We start from the raw sequence: 17,286 nt of genomic DNA, 5'->3' as shown, positions 1-17,286 counted from the left end.
GGACCTCCCATGGCGAATGAAGACAAGCTCGCCGACTACCTGAAGCGGGTCACCGTCGACCTGCGCCACACCCGCCGCCGCCTGCACGACCTGGAGGCCCGGCAGCACGAGCCGCTGGCCATCGTCGGCATGAGCTGCCGCTATCCGGGCGGCGTGCGGTCCCCCGAGGACCTGTGGACCCTCGTCAGCGAAGCCGTCGACGCCACCTCCGGGTTCCCCACCGAACGCGGGTGGCCGCTCGAGGACCTCTTCGACCCCGACCCGGACCGCCAGGGCCACAGCTACGTGAGCCGCGGCGGCTTCCTCCACGACGCGGCGGACTTCGACGCCGACTTCTTCGGGATCAACCGGCGCGAGGCCCTCGCCATGGACCCGCAGCAGCGGCTGCTGCTGGAGACCTCCTGGGAGGCGTTCGAGCGGGCCGGGATCGACCCGGCGTCGCTGCGCGGCAGCCGCACGGGCGTGTACGTGGGCACCAACGGCCAGGACTACGCGGCCCTCCTCGCCGATCCGCCCGAGGGCACCGAGGGCTACCGGGGCATCGGCAGCACCGGCAGTGTCATGTCCGGCCGCCTCTCCTACACCCTGGGGCTCGAAGGCCCCGCGGTGACCGTCGACACGGCGTGCTCGTCGTCGCTGGTCGCCCTCCACCTCGCCGCCCGGGCGCTGCGCGGCGGGGAGTGCACCCTCGCCCTCGTCGGCGGCGTCTGCGTCATGTCGACCCCGCGCCGCTACGTCGAGTTCTCCCGTCAGCGCGGTCTGGCCGCCGACGGCCGCTCGAAGGCGTTCTCCGCCGACGCCGACGGCATGGGCATGTCCGAAGGGGTGGGCCTGCTGGTCGTGGAACGCCTGTCGGACGCCGAGGCCAACGGGCACCGCGTCCTCGCGGTGGTCCGCGGCACCGCCGTCAACCAGGACGGCGCCAGCAACGGCCTGACCGCCCCCAACGGGCCGTCCCAGCAGCGCGTCATCCGCGCCGCCCTGGACGACGCGGGCCTGTCCCCGCAGCAGATCGACGTGGTCGAGGCCCACGGCACGGGCACCGCGCTCGGCGACCCCATCGAGGCGGACGCCCTGCTCGCCGCCTACGGCCAGGGCCGCCCCGCCGGCCGGCCCCTCTACCTCGGCTCGGTGAAGTCGAACATCGGCCACACCCAGTCCGCCGCCGGCGTGGCGAGCGTCATCAAGATGGTCGGGGCGATGCGCCACGGCGTCCTGCCCAAGACCCTCCACGTCGAGGAGCCGACCCCGCACGTCGACTGGAGCGCGGGCGCCGTGGAACTCCTCGGCGACGCCCGGGACTGGCCCGACACCGGCCGCCCGCGCCGCGCCGGAGTGTCCTCGTTCGGGGTGAGCGGCACCAACGCCCACGTCGTGCTGGAGCAGGCCCCCGAGGGGGCCGCCGGGGCAGAGGCCGTCGAGGCCGGGCCCGCCGGGGAGCGCAGGACGCCGGCTGCCGTTCCGTGGGTGTTCTCGGCCCGTTCCGAGGCCGCGGTGCGCGAGCAGGCCGAGCGCCTCGGCGCGTACCTCGCCGGCCGGCCGGAGGCGGAGCCCGTCGACGTGGGCCTGTCGCTGGCGACGACGCGCGCGGTCATGGAGCACCGGGCCGTCGTCCTCGGCCCCGGCACCGGCGAGATGCTGACGGCCCTGGCCGAGGGCCGTGACGTGCCGGGGGTGGTCCGCGGCCGGGCGACGGCCTCGGACGCCGTGTTCGTCTTCCCGGGTCAGGGTTCGCAGTGGGCCGGCATGGCCGCCGGGCTGCTCGGCTCGTCGCCGGTGTTCGCGGCGCGGATCGCGGAGTGCGAGGAAGCCCTCGCCCCGTACGTGGACTGGTCCCTGACGGAGGTCCTGCGGTCGGACGACGCCCTCGAAGGGGTGGACGTCGTCCAGCCGGTCCTCTTCGCGGTGATGGTGTCCCTGGCAGAGGTCTGGAAGTCCTACGGGGTCCGGCCGGCGGCCGTGATCGGCCACTCGCAGGGCGAGATCGCCGCCGCGTGCGTGGCCGGGGCGCTGTCCCTGGAGGACGCCGCGAAGGTCGTCGCGCTGCGCAGCCGGGCCATCGACGCCATCGCCGGCCTCGGCGGCATGGTCTCGGTCAGCCTGTCGGCGGCCGACGCCGGGGCGCGGATCGCCGCCTCCTTCGAGGGCCGCCTCGCCGTCGCCGCCGTCAACGGGCCGGTCTCCACCGTGGTCTCCGGTGACGCCGACGCCTGCGAGGAGCTCGTCACCGCCCTGGAAGCCGAGGGCGTCCGGGCCCGCCGCATCGCCGTCGAGTACGCCTCACACTGCGCCCACGTGGAGAAGCTGGAGGCCGAACTGGCCGTCCTGCTCGGCGGCCTGGACCCGCGACGGGCGGACATCCCCATGTACTCCACCCTCACGGGCGAACTGCTGGACGGCACCGAGCTCGACGGCGGCTACTGGTACCGCAACCTGCGCAACACCGTCCTGTTCGAGCAGGCCGTCGCAGCCGCCGTCGCCGACGGGCACCGGCTGTTCGTGGAATCGAGCCCGCACCCCGTCCTCGCCGTCGGCCTCGCGGAGATGGACGTGGCCGCCGTCGGCACCCTGCGCCGCGACGAGGGCGGCCTGCCCCGCCTGCTGACCTCCCTCGCGGAAGCCTGGGTGAACGGCGCCGACGTCGACTGGGCCAAGGCCTTCGAGGACACCGGCGCCCGCCGCGTCGACCTGCCCACGTACCCCTTCCAGCACCAGCGCTTCTGGCCGGACGCCGCCGTCCGGACCGCCGGCGACCTGTCCGCCGCGGGCCTCAGCGCCTGCGCGCACCCCATGCTCGGCGCCGTGGTGACCCGGGCCGGCGGGGACGACGTGCTGTTCACCGGCCGGGTCGCCCGGGACACCCACCCGTGGCTCGCCGACCACGCGGTATCCGGCACCGCGCTGCTCCCGGGGACCGCGTACGTCGAACTCGCCCTGCACGCCGCCCACCAGGTCGGCTGCGGCCGCGTCGAGGAACTCACCCTCGAAGCGCCGATGCTCCTGCCCGAGGACACGGGCCTGCGGCTCCAGGTCACCGTCGCCGCCCCCGACGCCACGGGCCGGCGCACCATGGAGCTGTACTCGCGGCCCGAGGACGACGGCCCCGCCGGCTGGACCCGCCACGCCAGCGGCGTCCTCGCCCCCGAGGCCCCCGAGGCCCCCGAGGCCCCCGGCACGGACCTGGCCGACTGGCCGCCCGCCGCCGCCGAACCCGTCGACGTCTGCGGCATCTACGACACCTTCACCGCCCTCGGCTACGACTACGGCCCGGCCTTCCAGGGCCTGCGCCGCGCCTGGCGGCTCGGCGACGAGGTCTACGCCGAGGTCGCGCTGCCCGACGGGGAGACCTCCGGCGCCGCCGCCTTCGGCGTGCACCCCGCCCTCCTCGACGCGGCGCTCCAGGCCCGCCGGGTCTCCCTCGGCGACGGCCCGGACGCGCCCGGAGTCCGGCTGCCGTTCGCCCTCCACGACGTCGCCCTGTACGCGGTGGGCGCGGCCGCGCTGCGCGTACGGATCACGCCCGCCGGACCCGACTCGGTCTCCCTGCTGGTCGCGGACGTCACCGGCGCACCCGTCGCCTCCATCGGCACGTTCGTCTCCCGCCCCGTTCCCGCCGGCGAGCTGAACGCCGCCCGCCGCACCCGCACCGACGACGTCCACGCCCTCGCCTGGCGCGAGCTGGCCGTCGAACCGGCCGCCACCGGCCCCCGCCCGGCCGTCGCCGTGCTCGGCGGCACCGCAACCCCCGGCGCCGACACCCACCCGGACCTCGACGCGCTGCACGCCGCCGTCAAGGACGGCTACCCCGTCCCCGACCTGGTCCTCGTCGACCACACCGGCGACGGCCCCGCCCCCACCACCCCCGACACCGTGCGCTCCGCCCTGCAGGGCGCCCTGGCGACCGTGCAGCAGTGGCTCGGCGAGGAACGGTTCGACGACGCACGGCTGGTGTTCGTCACCCGCGGCGCCGTCGCCGCCGGCGACCACGAGGACGTCACGGACCTCACCCGCGCCGCCCTCTGGGGCCTGATCCGCTCCGCCCAGTCCGAGGCGCCCGGCCGCATCGTCCTCCTCGACCACGACGGCACACCGGAGTCCGACCGCGCCCTCGTCGACACCCTGCTGACCGGCGAACCCCAGCTCGCGCTGCGCCGCGGCACGGCCCACCAGCCGGCCCTCGCGCCCGTCGACCCGGCGGACGCCTTGGCCGTACCCGCCGGCACCACGGCCTGGCGCCTGGACACCGTGAAGGAAGGCACCCTCGACGACCTGCGGCTGCTGCCCTGCCCCGCCGCCGAGGCCCCCCTCGCACCCCACGAGGTGCGCATCGCGGTACGCGCCGCCGGACTCAACTTCCGCGACGTCCTCATCGCCCTCGGCATGTACCCCGACGAGGCGCTCATGGGCACCGAAGGCGCCGGCGTCGTCGTCGAGACCGGCAGCGCCGTCACCGACCTGGCCCCCGGCGACCGCGTCACCGGCCTGCTCACCGGCGCCGTCGGCCCCCTGGCCGTCACCGACCGCCGGCGCGTCGCGCCCGTCCCCGACGGATGGAGCTTCGCCCAGGCCGCCGCCGTCCCCGTCGTCTTCCTCACCGCCTACCACGCCCTCGTCGACGTCGCCCGCCTCCAGCCGGGTGAATCCGTCCTCGTGCACGCCGCCGCCGGCGGTGTCGGCATGGCCGCCACCCAGCTCGCCCACCACCTCGGGGCGACCGTCCACGGCACCGCGTCCCCGGCCAAGTGGGACACCCTCCGCGCCCTGGGCCTGCCCGACGAACGGATCGCCTCCTCCCGCACCGCCGACTTCGAGCAGCGGTTCGCCACCGGCGACCGCCCGGGCGTCGACGTCGTCCTCAACTCGCTGGCCGGAGAGCTCACCGACGCGTCCCTGCGGCTGCTACGCCCCGGCGGACGCTTCGTGGAGATCGGCAAGACCGACCTGCGCGACCCCGGACGCCTCGCCGCCGACCACCCCCACCTCACCTACCACCCCCTCGACCTCGGCGACGTCGACCCCGACCGCATCCAGCGGATGCTGACCGAGATCCTCGACCTGTTCGCCCGCGGCCACCTCACCCACCTGCCGCTGCGCGCCTGGGACGTACGGCAGGCCCGCGAGGCCTTCCGGCACGTTGCTCAGGCCAAGCACATCGGCAAGAACGTCTTCACCGTGCCCGCGGCCCCCGACCCCGACGGCACCGTCCTGATCACCGGCGGAACCGGCACCCTCGCCCGCCACCTCGCCCGCCACCTCGTCGCCGAGCACGGCGTACGGCACCTTCTGCTCGCCGGCCGACGCGGCCCGCAGGCACCCGACGCCGCCGAGACCGTCAGCGAACTGACCGCGCTGGGCGCCGAGGTCACCGTCGCCGCCTGCGACGTCGCCGACCGCGACGCGCTCGCCGCCCTCCTCGCCTCCGTACCCGCCGAACACCCCCTGACCGGCGTCGTGCACACCGCGGGCGTCCTCGACGACGGCACCGTCACCGCGCTGACGGACCGCCAGGTCGGGGCCGTCCTGCGGCCCAAGGCCGACGCGGCGATCCACCTCCACGAACTGACCGCCGGCCTCGACCTGTCGATGTTCGTCCTGTTCTCCTCCGTCTCGGGCACCTTCGGCGGCCTCGCCCAGGCCAACTACGCCGCCGCCAACGCCTTCCTCGACGCACTCGCCCGCCACCGGGCCGTCCGGGGCCTGCCCGCGCTCTCCCTGGCCTGGGGCCTGTGGGCGCAGGCCAGCGGCCTCACCGGCCACCTCGGCGCCGCCGACGCCCAGCGCATGGCCCGCCGAGGCCTCGCTCCCTTCGCCACCGAGCAGGGCCTGGCCGCCTTCGACGCCGCCGCCGCCACCGGCCGTCCGGCCCTCGTACCGGCCAGGATCGACACCTCCGCCCTGCGCGCCGACGACCCGGCCCTGCCCGCCGTGCTGCGCGAACTCGCCCGTGCCACGGGCTCCGCGGGCCGCCTGCGCAACGCCGCGCAGACCGCCGCGACACCCGCCGACACCGCGGCCGGCCTGCGGGAACGCCTGACCGGTCTGACCGGGCCGGAACGGGCACGCCTGCTGGGCAGCCTCGTCTGCGGACAGGCCGCCGTCGTCCTCGGCCACAGCGACCCGGCCGCCATCGAACCCACACGAGGATTCCTCGACCTGGGATTCGATTCACTGACCGCTGTGGAATTCCGCAACCGCCTCAACGCAGCCACCGGGCTGCGCCTCTCCGCCACCCTCGTCTTCGACCACCCCACCCCCGCCCACCTCGCCGGCCACCTGGACGAACGGCTGGCACCGGAGGGGAGCGGCACACCGGAGGGGACCGCGGCCGTCGAGGCCGAGCTGGAACGGCTCGAGGCGATGCTGCTTCCGCTCGACACGGAGGACGAGGCGTCCCACAGGATCACCGCGCGCCTGGAGACCCTGCTCTTCAAATGGCGTGACAAGCACGGCGCCGGGACGGCCACGTCCCTCGTCGAGGACGCGATCGAAACCGCCAGCGACGACGAGATCTTCGATCTGATCGACGAAGAGCTCGGCCTGTCCTGACGGGACCGCGCCGCACCGGACGCACACGCGCCCCCGGGAGCCCGCCGCCACGCGCGCGGCCCCGGGGGCGGCTCCCGTCGACCGCCGCGACGGGCTCGACGAAGCGATGGGTTGGATGAAGATGGACAACGAAGCGAAACTCCGCGACTACCTCAAGCGCGTCACTACCGACCTGCGGCGTACCCGCCAGCGGCTGCGCGACATCGAGGACGCCGAGCGGGAACCCATTGCCATCGTCGGGATGAGCTGCCGCTTCCCCGGCGGCGTACGCACCCCCGAGGACCTGTGGGAGCTCCTCGACGCCGGCACCGACGCCATCGCGCCCTTCCCCGACGACCGCGGCTGGGACCTGGCGGAGCTCTACGACCCCGAGCAGACCCGCAGCGGCACCAGCTACGCGCGCGAGGGCGGCTTCGTCGACGGCATAGCCGACTTCGACCCCGAGTTCTTCGGGATCTCGCCCCGTGAGGCCCTCGCCATGGACCCCCAGCAGCGGCTGCTGCTGGAAACCTCCTGGGAGGTCTTCGAACGCGCCGGGATCGACGTGTCCGACCTGCGCGGCACCCGCACCGGCGTGTTCATCGGCGCGGGCGCCGAGAACTACGACAGCCGGCTGCGCAACGCCGGCGGCGGCATCGAGGGCCACGTCCTCACCGGCAACGCCGCCAGCCTGATCTCCGGCCGCGTCTCCTACACGCTCGGCCTCGTCGGCCCCGCCGTCACCGTCGGAACGGCCTGCTCCTCCTCCCTCGTCGCCCTGCACCTCGCCGTCCAGGCCATCCGGCAGGGCGACTGCTCGCTGGCCGTCGCCGGCGGTGTCACCGTCATGTCGACCCCGCGGCTGTTCACCGAGTTCAGCCGCCAGCAGGGCCTCGCCCGCGACGGCCGCTGCAAGGCCTTCGCCGCCGACGCCGACGGCGCCGGCTTCTCCGACGGAGTCGGCCTCCTGCTCGTCGAACGCCTCTCCGACGCCCGCCGCAACGGCCACCCCGTCCTCGCCGTCGTCCGCGGCTCGGCCGTCAACCAGGACGGCGCCAGCAGCGGCCTGACCGCCCCGAACGGCCCGTCCCAGCAGAGCGTCATCCGCCAGGCCCTCGACAACGCCAGGCTCCTCCCCGCCGACGTCGACGCCGTCGAGGCCCACGGCACCGGCACGAAGCTGGGCGACCCGATCGAGGCGCAGGCCCTCCTCGCCACGTACGGGCAGGGCCGCGGGGACGGCGAACCTCTCTACCTGGGGTCCCTGAAGTCCAACATCGGCCACACCCAGTGCGCGGCGGGCGTCGCCGGCGTCATCAAGATGGTCGAGGCCATGCGGCACGGAGCGCTGCCCCGCACCCTGCACGCCGACGCGCCGTCCCCCCACGTCGACTGGTCGGCGGGTGCGGTCGAACTGCTGACGCAGGCCCGCGACTGGCCCGAGACCGGGCATCCGCGCCGGGCCGGCGTCTCGTCGTTCGGCATCAGCGGCACGAACGCCCACGTGGTCCTCGAAGAGGCCCCGGAGGCGGAGCCGGTCGAGCCGGCTGCGGGCGCCTCCGTGTCTCTGCCGGTGGTGCCGTGGGTGGTGTCGGGTCGTTCGGCGGAGGCGTTGGGTGCGCAGGCCGGTCGGCTGGTGCCGTTGGCGGGGTCGTCGGCGGGTGTGGATGCGGTTGATGTCGGGTTTTCGTTGGCGGTGACGCGTTCGGTGTTCGAGCACCGGGCGGTGGTGTGGGGAGGTGATCGTGGTGCGGCGCTTGAGGCTCTGTCGCGGGGTGGTTCGGCGGCGGGTGTGGTGCGTGGTGCGGTGGTCCCGGGTCTGACGGGTTTCCTGTTCACGGGTCAGGGTGCGCAGCGCGCCGGGATGGGGCGTGAGTTGTATGCGGCGTTCCCGGTGTTCGCGGAGGCGCTGGATGCGGTGTGTGCGGAGATCGACCCGGTGTTGGGCCGTTCGCTGCGGGAGGTGATGTTTGCGGAGGACTCCGCTGAGCTGGACCGTACGGAGTTCACGCAGCCGGCGCTGTTCGCGATCGAGGTGGCGCTGTTCCGGCTGGTGGAGAGCTGGGGTCTGAAGTCCGACTATCTGCTGGGTCACTCCATTGGTGAGATCGCCGCTGCGCATGTGGCGGGGGTGTTCTCGCTGGCTGATGCGGCGCGGCTGGTCGTCGCCCGTGGTCGGCTGATGCAGGCGCTGCCGGCTGGTGGTGCGATGGTGTCGGTGCGTGCTGCCGAGGCGGAGGTGGCCGAGCTGGTCGCCGCGTACGAGGACGTGAGCATCGCGGCCGTCAACGGGCCTTCCTCCGTGGTGATCTCGGGTGCGGCCGATTCCGTGACCGCTGTTGCGGATGTGCTGGCCGAGCGCGGGGTGAAGACCAAGCGGCTGACGGTGAGCCACGCGTTCCACTCGCCGCTGATGGACCCGATGCTGGACGAGTTCCGTGCCGTCCTGGGGTCCGTCGACTTCGCCGCGCCGACCCTCCCCGTGGTCTCCAACCTCACGGGTGAGGTGGCTTCGGCAGGGGAGCTCTGCTCGCCGGAGTACTGGGTGCGCCACGTCCGTGAGGCGGTCCGCTTCGCCGACGGTGTGGTGGCCCTGCGGGGCGAGGGCGTGACCCGGTTCGTCGAGCTGGGCCCGGACGGCGTGCTGGCCGCGATGGGCGCCGAGTGCGTCGAGGACGGCGTGTTCGTGCCGGTGCTGCGCAAGGACCGCGACGAGCCGGAGGCGGCCGTTGCGGGTGTGGCCCAGGCGTACGCGCACGGCGTGGCGGTGGACTGGGCCGCGTACTTCGCCGGAACCGGCGCACGGCGCGTGGACCTCCCGACGTACGCCTTCCAGTACCAGCGCTACTGGCCGAAGCACGCGCCGGAAGCCGCGGCGGACGCAGGCGGGCTCGGACTCGACCCGGCGGACCACCCGCTGCTCGGCGCGGCCGTGACCCTCGCCAATGCCGACGACACCGTCCTCACGGGCCGCCTGTCCCTGAACACGCACCCGTGGCTCGCCCAGCACCGCGTGCTCGGATCGGCGGTCCTGCCGGGAACGGCGTTCGTGGAGTTGGCGGTGCGGGCCGGTGACCAGGTGGGCTGCGGCCGGCTGGTGGAGCTGACGATCGAGGCGCCGCTGGTGCTGCCGGAGACCGGCGGCGTCCAGGTGCAGATCGTGGTGGGTGCAGCGGACGAAGGTGGTCTGCGGCCGGTGGACTTCTTCTCCCGCCCGGACGCGGGCGAGTACGACGGTCCGTGGACGCGGCACGCCTCCGGAGCAGTCGCCGCCGAGACCGACGTGCCGGTGTTCTCGCCGACCTCGTGGCCGCCCGCGGACGCCGTCCCCGTCGACGTCGAACTCTTCTACGAGGAGTCCGGGGTCGTCGAGCACGGCCCGGCCTTCCAGGGCCTTCAAGCCGCGTGGCGCGCCGGTGACGAGGTCTTCGCCGAGGTCGCGCTCCCCGAGGACGCGGCCGAGGAGGCGGGCCGCTTCGGACTGCACCCGGCGCTCCTCGACGCCGCCCTGCACGCGCTGCGCTTCGGCGGCCTGCGCGAAGGCTCCGTTCGGGGTCAGCTGCCGTTCGCCTGGTCGGGCGTGTCCCTCCACGCCGCGGGCGCCTCGCGGCTGCGCGTGCGCCTCAGCCCGGCCGGCCAGGCCGCGGTGAAGGTGGAGGTGGCCGACGCCACCGGTGCCCCGGTGCTGTCGGTGGACTCGCTCGCGCTGCGGCCGGTCGACGGCCGGATGGCCGCGCCCGGCGGTACGGACTCCCTGTACCGGCTGGTGTGGTCGGCGGTGGACGTTCCCACCGTCGAGGGGGCCGGTGACGCCGTCGTTGTCGACCTTGTCTCCGCCGACGAGGCGGCCGGTGTTCCGGGTGCGGCCCATGGGTTGGCGTCGCGGGCCCTGGAGCTGGTGCGGGGCTGGGCGGAGGAGGACCGGGCCCTGGTGCTGGTGACGCGGGGTGCTGTGGCCGCCGGTGGGGCGGAGGTCGCCGATGTGGCGGCGTCTGTCGTGTGGGGTCTGGTGCGCTCCGCCCAGTCGGAGGGTGCGGGCCGGTTCGTTCTCGTGGATGTGGACGACCGGGACGCGCTGACGCCGGAGCTCATCGCTTCGGTGGTGGCTTCGGGTGAGCCGCAGGTGGCCGTCCGGAGCGGCCGGGTGTCCGTGCCGCGTCTGGTGCGGGCGGCCCAGGGGACTGCGGATGCCGGTGGTTTCGGTGCGGGTCCGGTGTTGGTGACCGGTGGTACGGGTGGTCTGGGTGCTGTGGTGGCCCGGCACCTGGTGACCGGGCACGGGGTGCAGGATCTGGTGCTGGTCAGCCGGCGGGGCCTGGACGCCCCGGGTGCTGACGAGCTGCGCGGCGAGCTGGAGGAGCTGGGCGCGGCCGTGACCGTCGCGGCCTGTGACGTCTCCGACCGGGAGGCTCTGGCTTCCCTGCTGGCCGCCCACCCGGTCAAGGCGGTCGTGCACGCCGCCGGTGTGGTCGACGACGGGACCATCGCCTCCCTGACCCCCGAACGGCTCTCGAAGGTCCTGCGGGCCAAGGTCGACGCGGCCTGGCACCTCCACGAACTGACCGACGACCTGGACGCGTTCGTGCTGTTCTCGTCCGCCGCCGGTGTGCTCGGCAGCGCGGGCCAGGGCAACTACGCGGCCGCCAACTGCTTCCTCGACGCCCTTGCAGCCCATCGCCATGGGCTGGGCCTCGCCGCGACCTCCCTCGCCTGGGGTCTGTGGGAGGAGACCGCCGGCATGGGCGCCGCGCTCGGCAGCGCCGAGGTGGACCGCATCCACCGTGCGGGAATCCTTCCGCTGGCGGTGGGGGAGGGGCTCCGGCTCCTCGACACCGGCGTGGGCAGCGGAGAACCGGCCTTCGTCCCGATGCGCCTCGACCTCGCGGCCCTGCGCGGCCGCGCGGACCGCGGCACCCTGCCGGTGGTCCTCGAACGCCTCGCGGACACGGCCGGGCCCCGTTCGCGCCGGGCGCGCTCCCGAGCCTCCGAGGCCGGGCTCGCCCAGACCCTCGGCGGGCTCGCCTCCGCGGAGCGGCTGCGCGTCGTCCTCGACCTCGTACGATCGGCCGCGGCGGGCGTCCTCGGGCACGCGCCCGAGAAGATGTCCGGCGGACGGGCCTTCAACGAACTGGGATTCGACTCCCTGACCGCGATCGACCTGCGCAACCGGCTCGGCGCGGCCACCGGGCTGCGACTGCCGGCCACCCTGGTCTTCGACTACCCCACCCCGCAGGCCCTCGCCGAGTTCATCTGCGCCGAACTCGTCGACGACGACACCGACCCGGCCCCGGCGGCCGCCACCCTCCGCGCGCCGTCCGCGGACGACGAACCGATCGCGATCGTCGGCATGGGCTGCCGCTACCCGGGCGGCGTCCGCTCCCCCGAGGACCTGTGGAGCATGCTCCTCGCCGGGGACGACGGGATCTCGCCCTTCCCCCAGGACCGCGGCTGGAGGCTCGACGGGCTCTTCGACTCCGACCCCGACCGGCGGGGCACCTCCTACGTCCAGGAGGGCGGGTTCCTGCACGAAGCGGGCCTGTTCGACGCCGGATTCTTCGGGATCTCGCCCCGTGAGGCCCTCGCCATGGACCCCCAGCAGCGGCTGCTGCTGGAAACCTCCTGGGAGGCCGTGCAGCGCGCCGGCATCGACCCGACCTCACTGCGCGGCAGCGCCACCGGCGTCTTCGCCGGCCTGATGTACCACGACTACGCGGGCCGCCTCCAGAGCGTCCCCGACGGTGTCGAGGGCTACCTCGGCACGGGCAATTCGGGCAGCGTGCTGTCCGGCCGCGTCGCCTACACCCTGGGCCTGGAGGGCCCGGCCGTCACCGTCGACACCGCCTGCTCCTCGTCGCTGGTCGCCCTGCACTGGGCGGCGCAGGCGCTGCGCAGCGGCGAGTGCACGATGGCCCTCGCGGGGGGCGTCACCGTCATGGGGTCCCCCGCCACGTTCGTGGAGTTCAGCAAGCAGCGCGGCCTCGCCGCCGACGGCCGCTGCAAGTCCTTCGCCGCCGCCGCGGACGGTACGGGCTGGTCCGAGGGTGTCGGCGTCCTCGTCCTGGAGCGCCTGTCGGACGCCCGCCGCAACGGCCACCAGGTCCTCGCGCTGGTCCGCGGCTCCGCGATCAACCAGGACGGCGCCTCCAACGGGCTGACCGCCCCCAACGGGCCCTCGCAGCAGCGCGTCATCCGCCAGGCCCTCGCCAACGCCGGCCTGTCGGCCGCGGACGTCGACGCCGTCGAGGCGCACGGCACCGGTACGAAGCTCGGCGACCCGATCGAGGCGCAGGCACTGCTGGCCACGTACGGGCAGGAACGTTCCGGCGACGAGCCGCTGTGGCTCGGCTCCCTCAAGTCCAACCTCGGCCACACCCAGGCCGCCGCCGGCGTCGGCGGCGTGATCAAGATGGTTCAGGCGATGCGCCACGGCGTCCTGCCCCGAACCCTGCACGTCGACGAGCCCTCCCCGCAGATCGACTGGGACGCCGGCGCCGTGGAACTGCTGACCGAGCAGCGGGACTGGGCCCAGGCCGACCGTCCGCGCCGGGCCGGCGTCTCCTCGTTCGGCATCAGCGGCACCAACGCCCACGTCATCCTCGAAGAGGCCGGCGCGGAGCAGGGACCGGGCCGGCAGGAGGAGCCCCGGCCGGCCGGGGACACCGTACGGCTGCCCCGCGTCCCGCTGGTGCTGTCCGGCAAGACGGCGGCGGCCCTGCCGCTCCAGGCGGACGCCCTCCTCGCACACCTGGACGCCCGTCCGGACGCCCACCCGCTCGACCTCGCCCGCTCCACCGCCGCCATCGGCTCCTCGCTGGAGCACCGCGCGGTGGTGCTCGCCACCGACCGCGCCGACGCCCTCGCCGGGCTGCGCGCACTCGCACAGGGCGAGACCGCGGACCAGACGCTCGTCGGCCGCGCCGACACGGGCTCCGTGGCCTTCCTGTTCACGGGTCAGGGTGCGCAGCGCGCCGGGATGGGGCGCGAGCTGTACGCCGCCTTCCCGGTGTTCGCCGAGGCGCTGGATGCCGTGTGTGCGGAGATCGACCCGGTGTTGGGCCGTTCGCTGCGGGAGGTGATGTTTGCAGCCGAGTCGGCTGAGCTGGACCGTACGGAGTTCACGCAGCCGGCGCTGTTCGCGATCGAGGTGGCGCTGTTCCGGCTCGTGGAGAGCTGGGGTCTGAAGTCCGACTATCTGCTGGGTCACTCCATTGGCGAGATTGCCGCCGCGCATGTGGCGGGGGTGTTCTCCCTCTCCGACGCGGCGCGGCTGGTCGTCGCGCGTGGTCGGCTGATGCAGGCGCTGCCGGCTGGTGGTGCCATGGTCTCCGTGCGGGCCTCCGAGGCGGAGGTGGCCGAGCTGGTCGCCTCGCACGAGGACGTGAGTATCGCCGCCGTCAACGGGCCGGGTTCTGTCGTGATCTCCGGTGCCGAAGACTCGGTGACCGCCCTCGCGGGTGTGCTGGCCGAGCGCGGGGTGAAGACCAAGCGGCTCACGGTCAGCCACGCGTTCCACTCGCCGCTGATGGACCCGATGCTGGACGAATTCCGCACGGTCCTGGAATCGGTCGCGTTCGCCGCACCGCGGATCCCCGTGGTCTCCAACCTCACGGGTGAGGTGGCTTCCGGGGAAGAGCTCTGCTCGCCCGAGTACTGGGTGCGCCATGTCCGCGAGGCGGTCCGTTTCGCCGACGGCGTCGCCGCCCTCCAGGGCCAGGGCGTGACCCGGTTCGTCGAGCTCGGGCCGGACGGCGTGCTCTCCGCGATGGGCGCCGACTGCATCGAAGACGGCGTCTTCGTGCCCGTGCTGCGCAAGGACCGGACCGAGGCGGAATCCGCGGTCGCCGCCCTGGGGCGGGCGTACGCCCACGGCGTGGCCGTGGACTGGGAGGCCTTCTTCGCCCCGACCGGCGCGCGCCGCGTCGACGTTCCCACGTACGCCTTCCAGCACCAGCACTACTGGCTGAAGTCGTCCACCGGCGCCGCCGACGCCGCCGACCTGGGCCTGCGCCCGGCCGCGCACCCGCTGCTCGGCGCCGCCGTGGAACTCGCCGGCGGCCAGGGGGACGTGTTCACGGCGCGACTGGGCCTGGACACGCACCCGTGGCTGGCCGGGCACGCGGTACACGGCACCGTCATCCTGCCGGGCACGGCGTTCGTGGAGCTGGCCCTGCACGCCGGCGCCCAGGTCGGCTGCGGTGGTCTCGAGGAGCTGACGCTGAGCGAGCCCCTGGTCCTGCCCGAGCGCAACGGCGTCTCGGTGCAGCTGGTGGTGGGTCCCGCCGACGCGGAGGGCCGCCGGCCGCTGACCCTCCACGCGCGGGCCGACGCCTCGGACGACGGGGCGTGGAGCACGCACGCGACGGGCACCCTCGTGCCCGGCGTCGCGGTGCCCCCCGCCGGTCCGGCCACGTGGCCGCCGCAGGACGCCGAGCGACTCGACATCGACGGGCTCTACGCGGACTTCGCGGACGGCGGGTTCGCGTACGGACCGCTGTTCCAGGGGCTGCGGTCGGTCTGGCGTTCGGGCGACGAGGTCTTCGCCGAGGTCGCCCTGCCCGAGGACGCGGCCGCGGAGGCGGGCGGCTTCGGCCTGCACCCGGCGCTCCTCGACGCGGCCCTGCACGCGCTGCGCGTGGGCGGTCTGCTTCCGGAGGGGACGGGCGGTCACCTGCCGTTCGCCTGGTCGGGCGTCTCCCTGCACGCCGCCGGCGCCGCTGCCCTGAGGGTCCGCCTGAGCCGCTCGGACACGGGTGGGGTGTCGCTCGCCGTCATGGACGCCGCCGGTGGTGCGGTGCTGTCGGTGGACTCGCTGGCGCTGCGCCCCGTGGACGGCCGGGCCGCCCTGTCCGGCGGTGCGGGCCGTGACTGCCTCTTCCGGCTGGAGTGGACCCCGGCAACCCTCCCCGCCGCCGAAGGCGGTGGCGAGGACGCCACCGTCGTCGACCTTGTCTCCGTTGTGGAGGAGGCCGGTGTTCCGGGTGCGGCTCATGGGTTGGCGTCGCGGGCCCTGGAGCTGGTGCGGGGCTGGGCGGAGGAGGACCGGGCCCTGGTGCTGGTGACGCGGGGTGCCGTGGCCGCCGGTGGGGCGGAGGTCGCCGATGTGGCGGCGTCCGTCGTGTGGGGCCTGGTGCGCTCCGCCCAGTCGGAGGGTGCGGGCCGGTTCGTCCTGGTGGATGTGGACGACCGGGACGCGCTGACGCCGGAGCTGATCGCCTCGGTCGTCGCCTCGGGCGAGGGCCAGGCGGCGTTGCGTGAGGGGCGGGTGCTCGTGCCTCGTCTGGTGCGGGCGGGCCAGAACGCCCAGGCTGCCGGTGGGTTCGGTGCGGGTCCGGTGTTGGTGACCGGTGGTACGGGTGGTCTGGGTGCTGTGGTGGCCCGGCATCTGGTGACCGGGCACGGGGTGCGGGATCTGGTGCTGGTCAGCCGGCGGGGCCTGGACGCTCCGGGTGCTGACGAGCTGCGCGGCGAGCTGGAGGAGCTGGGCGCGTCGGTGACCGTCGCGGCCTGTGACGTTTCCGACCGGGAGGCTCTGGCTTCCCTGCTGGCCGCCCATCCCGTGAACGCGGTCGTGCACGCCGCCGGTGTCGTCGACGACGGGACCATCGCCTCGCTGACCCCCGAACGGCTCTCGAAGGTCCTGCGGGCCAAGGTCGACGCGGCCTGGCACCTGCACGACCTCACCCAGGAACTCGGCGTGAAGCCGGACGCGTTCGTGCTGTTCTCGTCCGTCGCCGGTGTGCTCGGCAGCGCGGGCCAGGCCAACTATGCGGCCGCCAACGCGTTCCTGGACGCCCTCGCCGCCCACCGCCACGGCCTCGGACTCCCCGCCACCTCCCTGGCCTGGGGTCTGTGGGAGGAGACGGCGGGCATGGGCGCCGGTCTCACCCCGGCCGACGTCGAGCGCATCCAGCGCGCCGGGATCGTGCCGCTCACGGTGGACGAGGGACTGGAACTCCTCGACACCGGCGCGGGCAGCGGAGAGCCGGCCCTCGTGCCGGTGCGCCTCGACCTCGCGGCCCTGCGCGGCCGCGCCGACCGCGGCACCCTTCCGGCCGTCCACCGGCGACTGGTCCGCGGCGGCCGCGCCCTCAGGACGGCGTCCGCCGCACCGGCCGCACCCGCCGGCGCGGACGGGCTGCGCCGCCGCCTCGCCGAGCTCACGACGCATGACGCACGGCGCGCGGCGGTGACCGAGCTCGCACGGACCGCCGTCGCGAGCGTGCTCGGCCACGCCTCGGCCGGTGCCTTCGAGGACCGGCAGGCCTTCACCGAACTCGGCTTCGACTCGCTGACCGCCGTCGAACTCCGCAACAGGCTGGGCGCCGAGACGGGGCTGCGCCTCTCCGCGACCCTGGTCTTCGACCACCCGACCGTCGCCGACCTCGTCGACCACCTGTACGCGGGCCTCGCCCCGGAGGCCGACGGCGCCGCCGCCATCCTCGGGGAGCTGGACCGGCTCGAAGCCGCTTTCTCGGCCATGGCGCCGGAGACCGTGGCGGCGCTCGTCCCCGACGACGCGGCACAGGCGGTGTTCGCGACCCGCCTCAAGGGGCTGGTGGCGAAGTGGGCCGACGCGTACGCGGCCCACGAGGCCGGTCCGGCCGCGGCCGACGCGGGCGAGGAGCCCGAGGAGTCCGTGTCGCAGGAGCTGGACTCGGCGTCCGACGACGAGCTCTTCGCCTTCATCGACCAGCGGTTCGGCGCCTCCTGACCGCACGGCGGCCGCCCCGCGGACCCCTGCCGGCCTTCCGATCCCTTCCG

Annotated in this window: 2 protein-coding genes; both read left to right on the top strand. The window is 74.7% G+C overall.

The window, feature by feature from the left end:
* Positions 1 to 9 precede the first annotated feature (9 nt).
* Positions 10 to 6,546 carry a type I polyketide synthase gene (locus B4U46_RS35815; protein WP_079432444.1) on the top strand — a complete coding sequence of 2,179 codons (6,537 nt, stop codon included), beginning with the start codon at positions 10 to 12 and terminating at the stop codon, positions 6,544 to 6,546.
* A 115-nt stretch (positions 6,547 to 6,661) separates the two neighbouring features.
* On the top strand, positions 6,662 to 17,236 hold the full coding sequence (locus B4U46_RS35810) for an SDR family NAD(P)-dependent oxidoreductase (RefSeq protein ID WP_420543187.1): 10,575 nt from the start codon (positions 6,662 to 6,664) through the stop codon (positions 17,234 to 17,236).
* Positions 17,237 to 17,286: the final 50 nt, after the last annotated feature.

The organism is Streptomyces katrae (genome assembly GCF_002028425.1).
GTDB lineage: Bacteria > Actinomycetota > Actinomycetes > Streptomycetales > Streptomycetaceae > Streptomyces > Streptomyces katrae_A.
The sequence above is the reverse complement of the archived record's forward strand: the minus strand, read 5'-3'. Positions and strand labels throughout refer to the sequence as shown.

Coding starts and splice junctions, on each gene's coding strand:
- B4U46_RS35815 (WP_079432444.1), top strand. CDS start 10: ATGGCGAATGAAGACAAGCTCGCCGACTACCTGAAGCGGGTCACCGTC.
- B4U46_RS35810 (WP_420543187.1), top strand. CDS start 6,662: ATGAAGATGGACAACGAAGCGAAACTCCGCGACTACCTCAAGCGCGTC.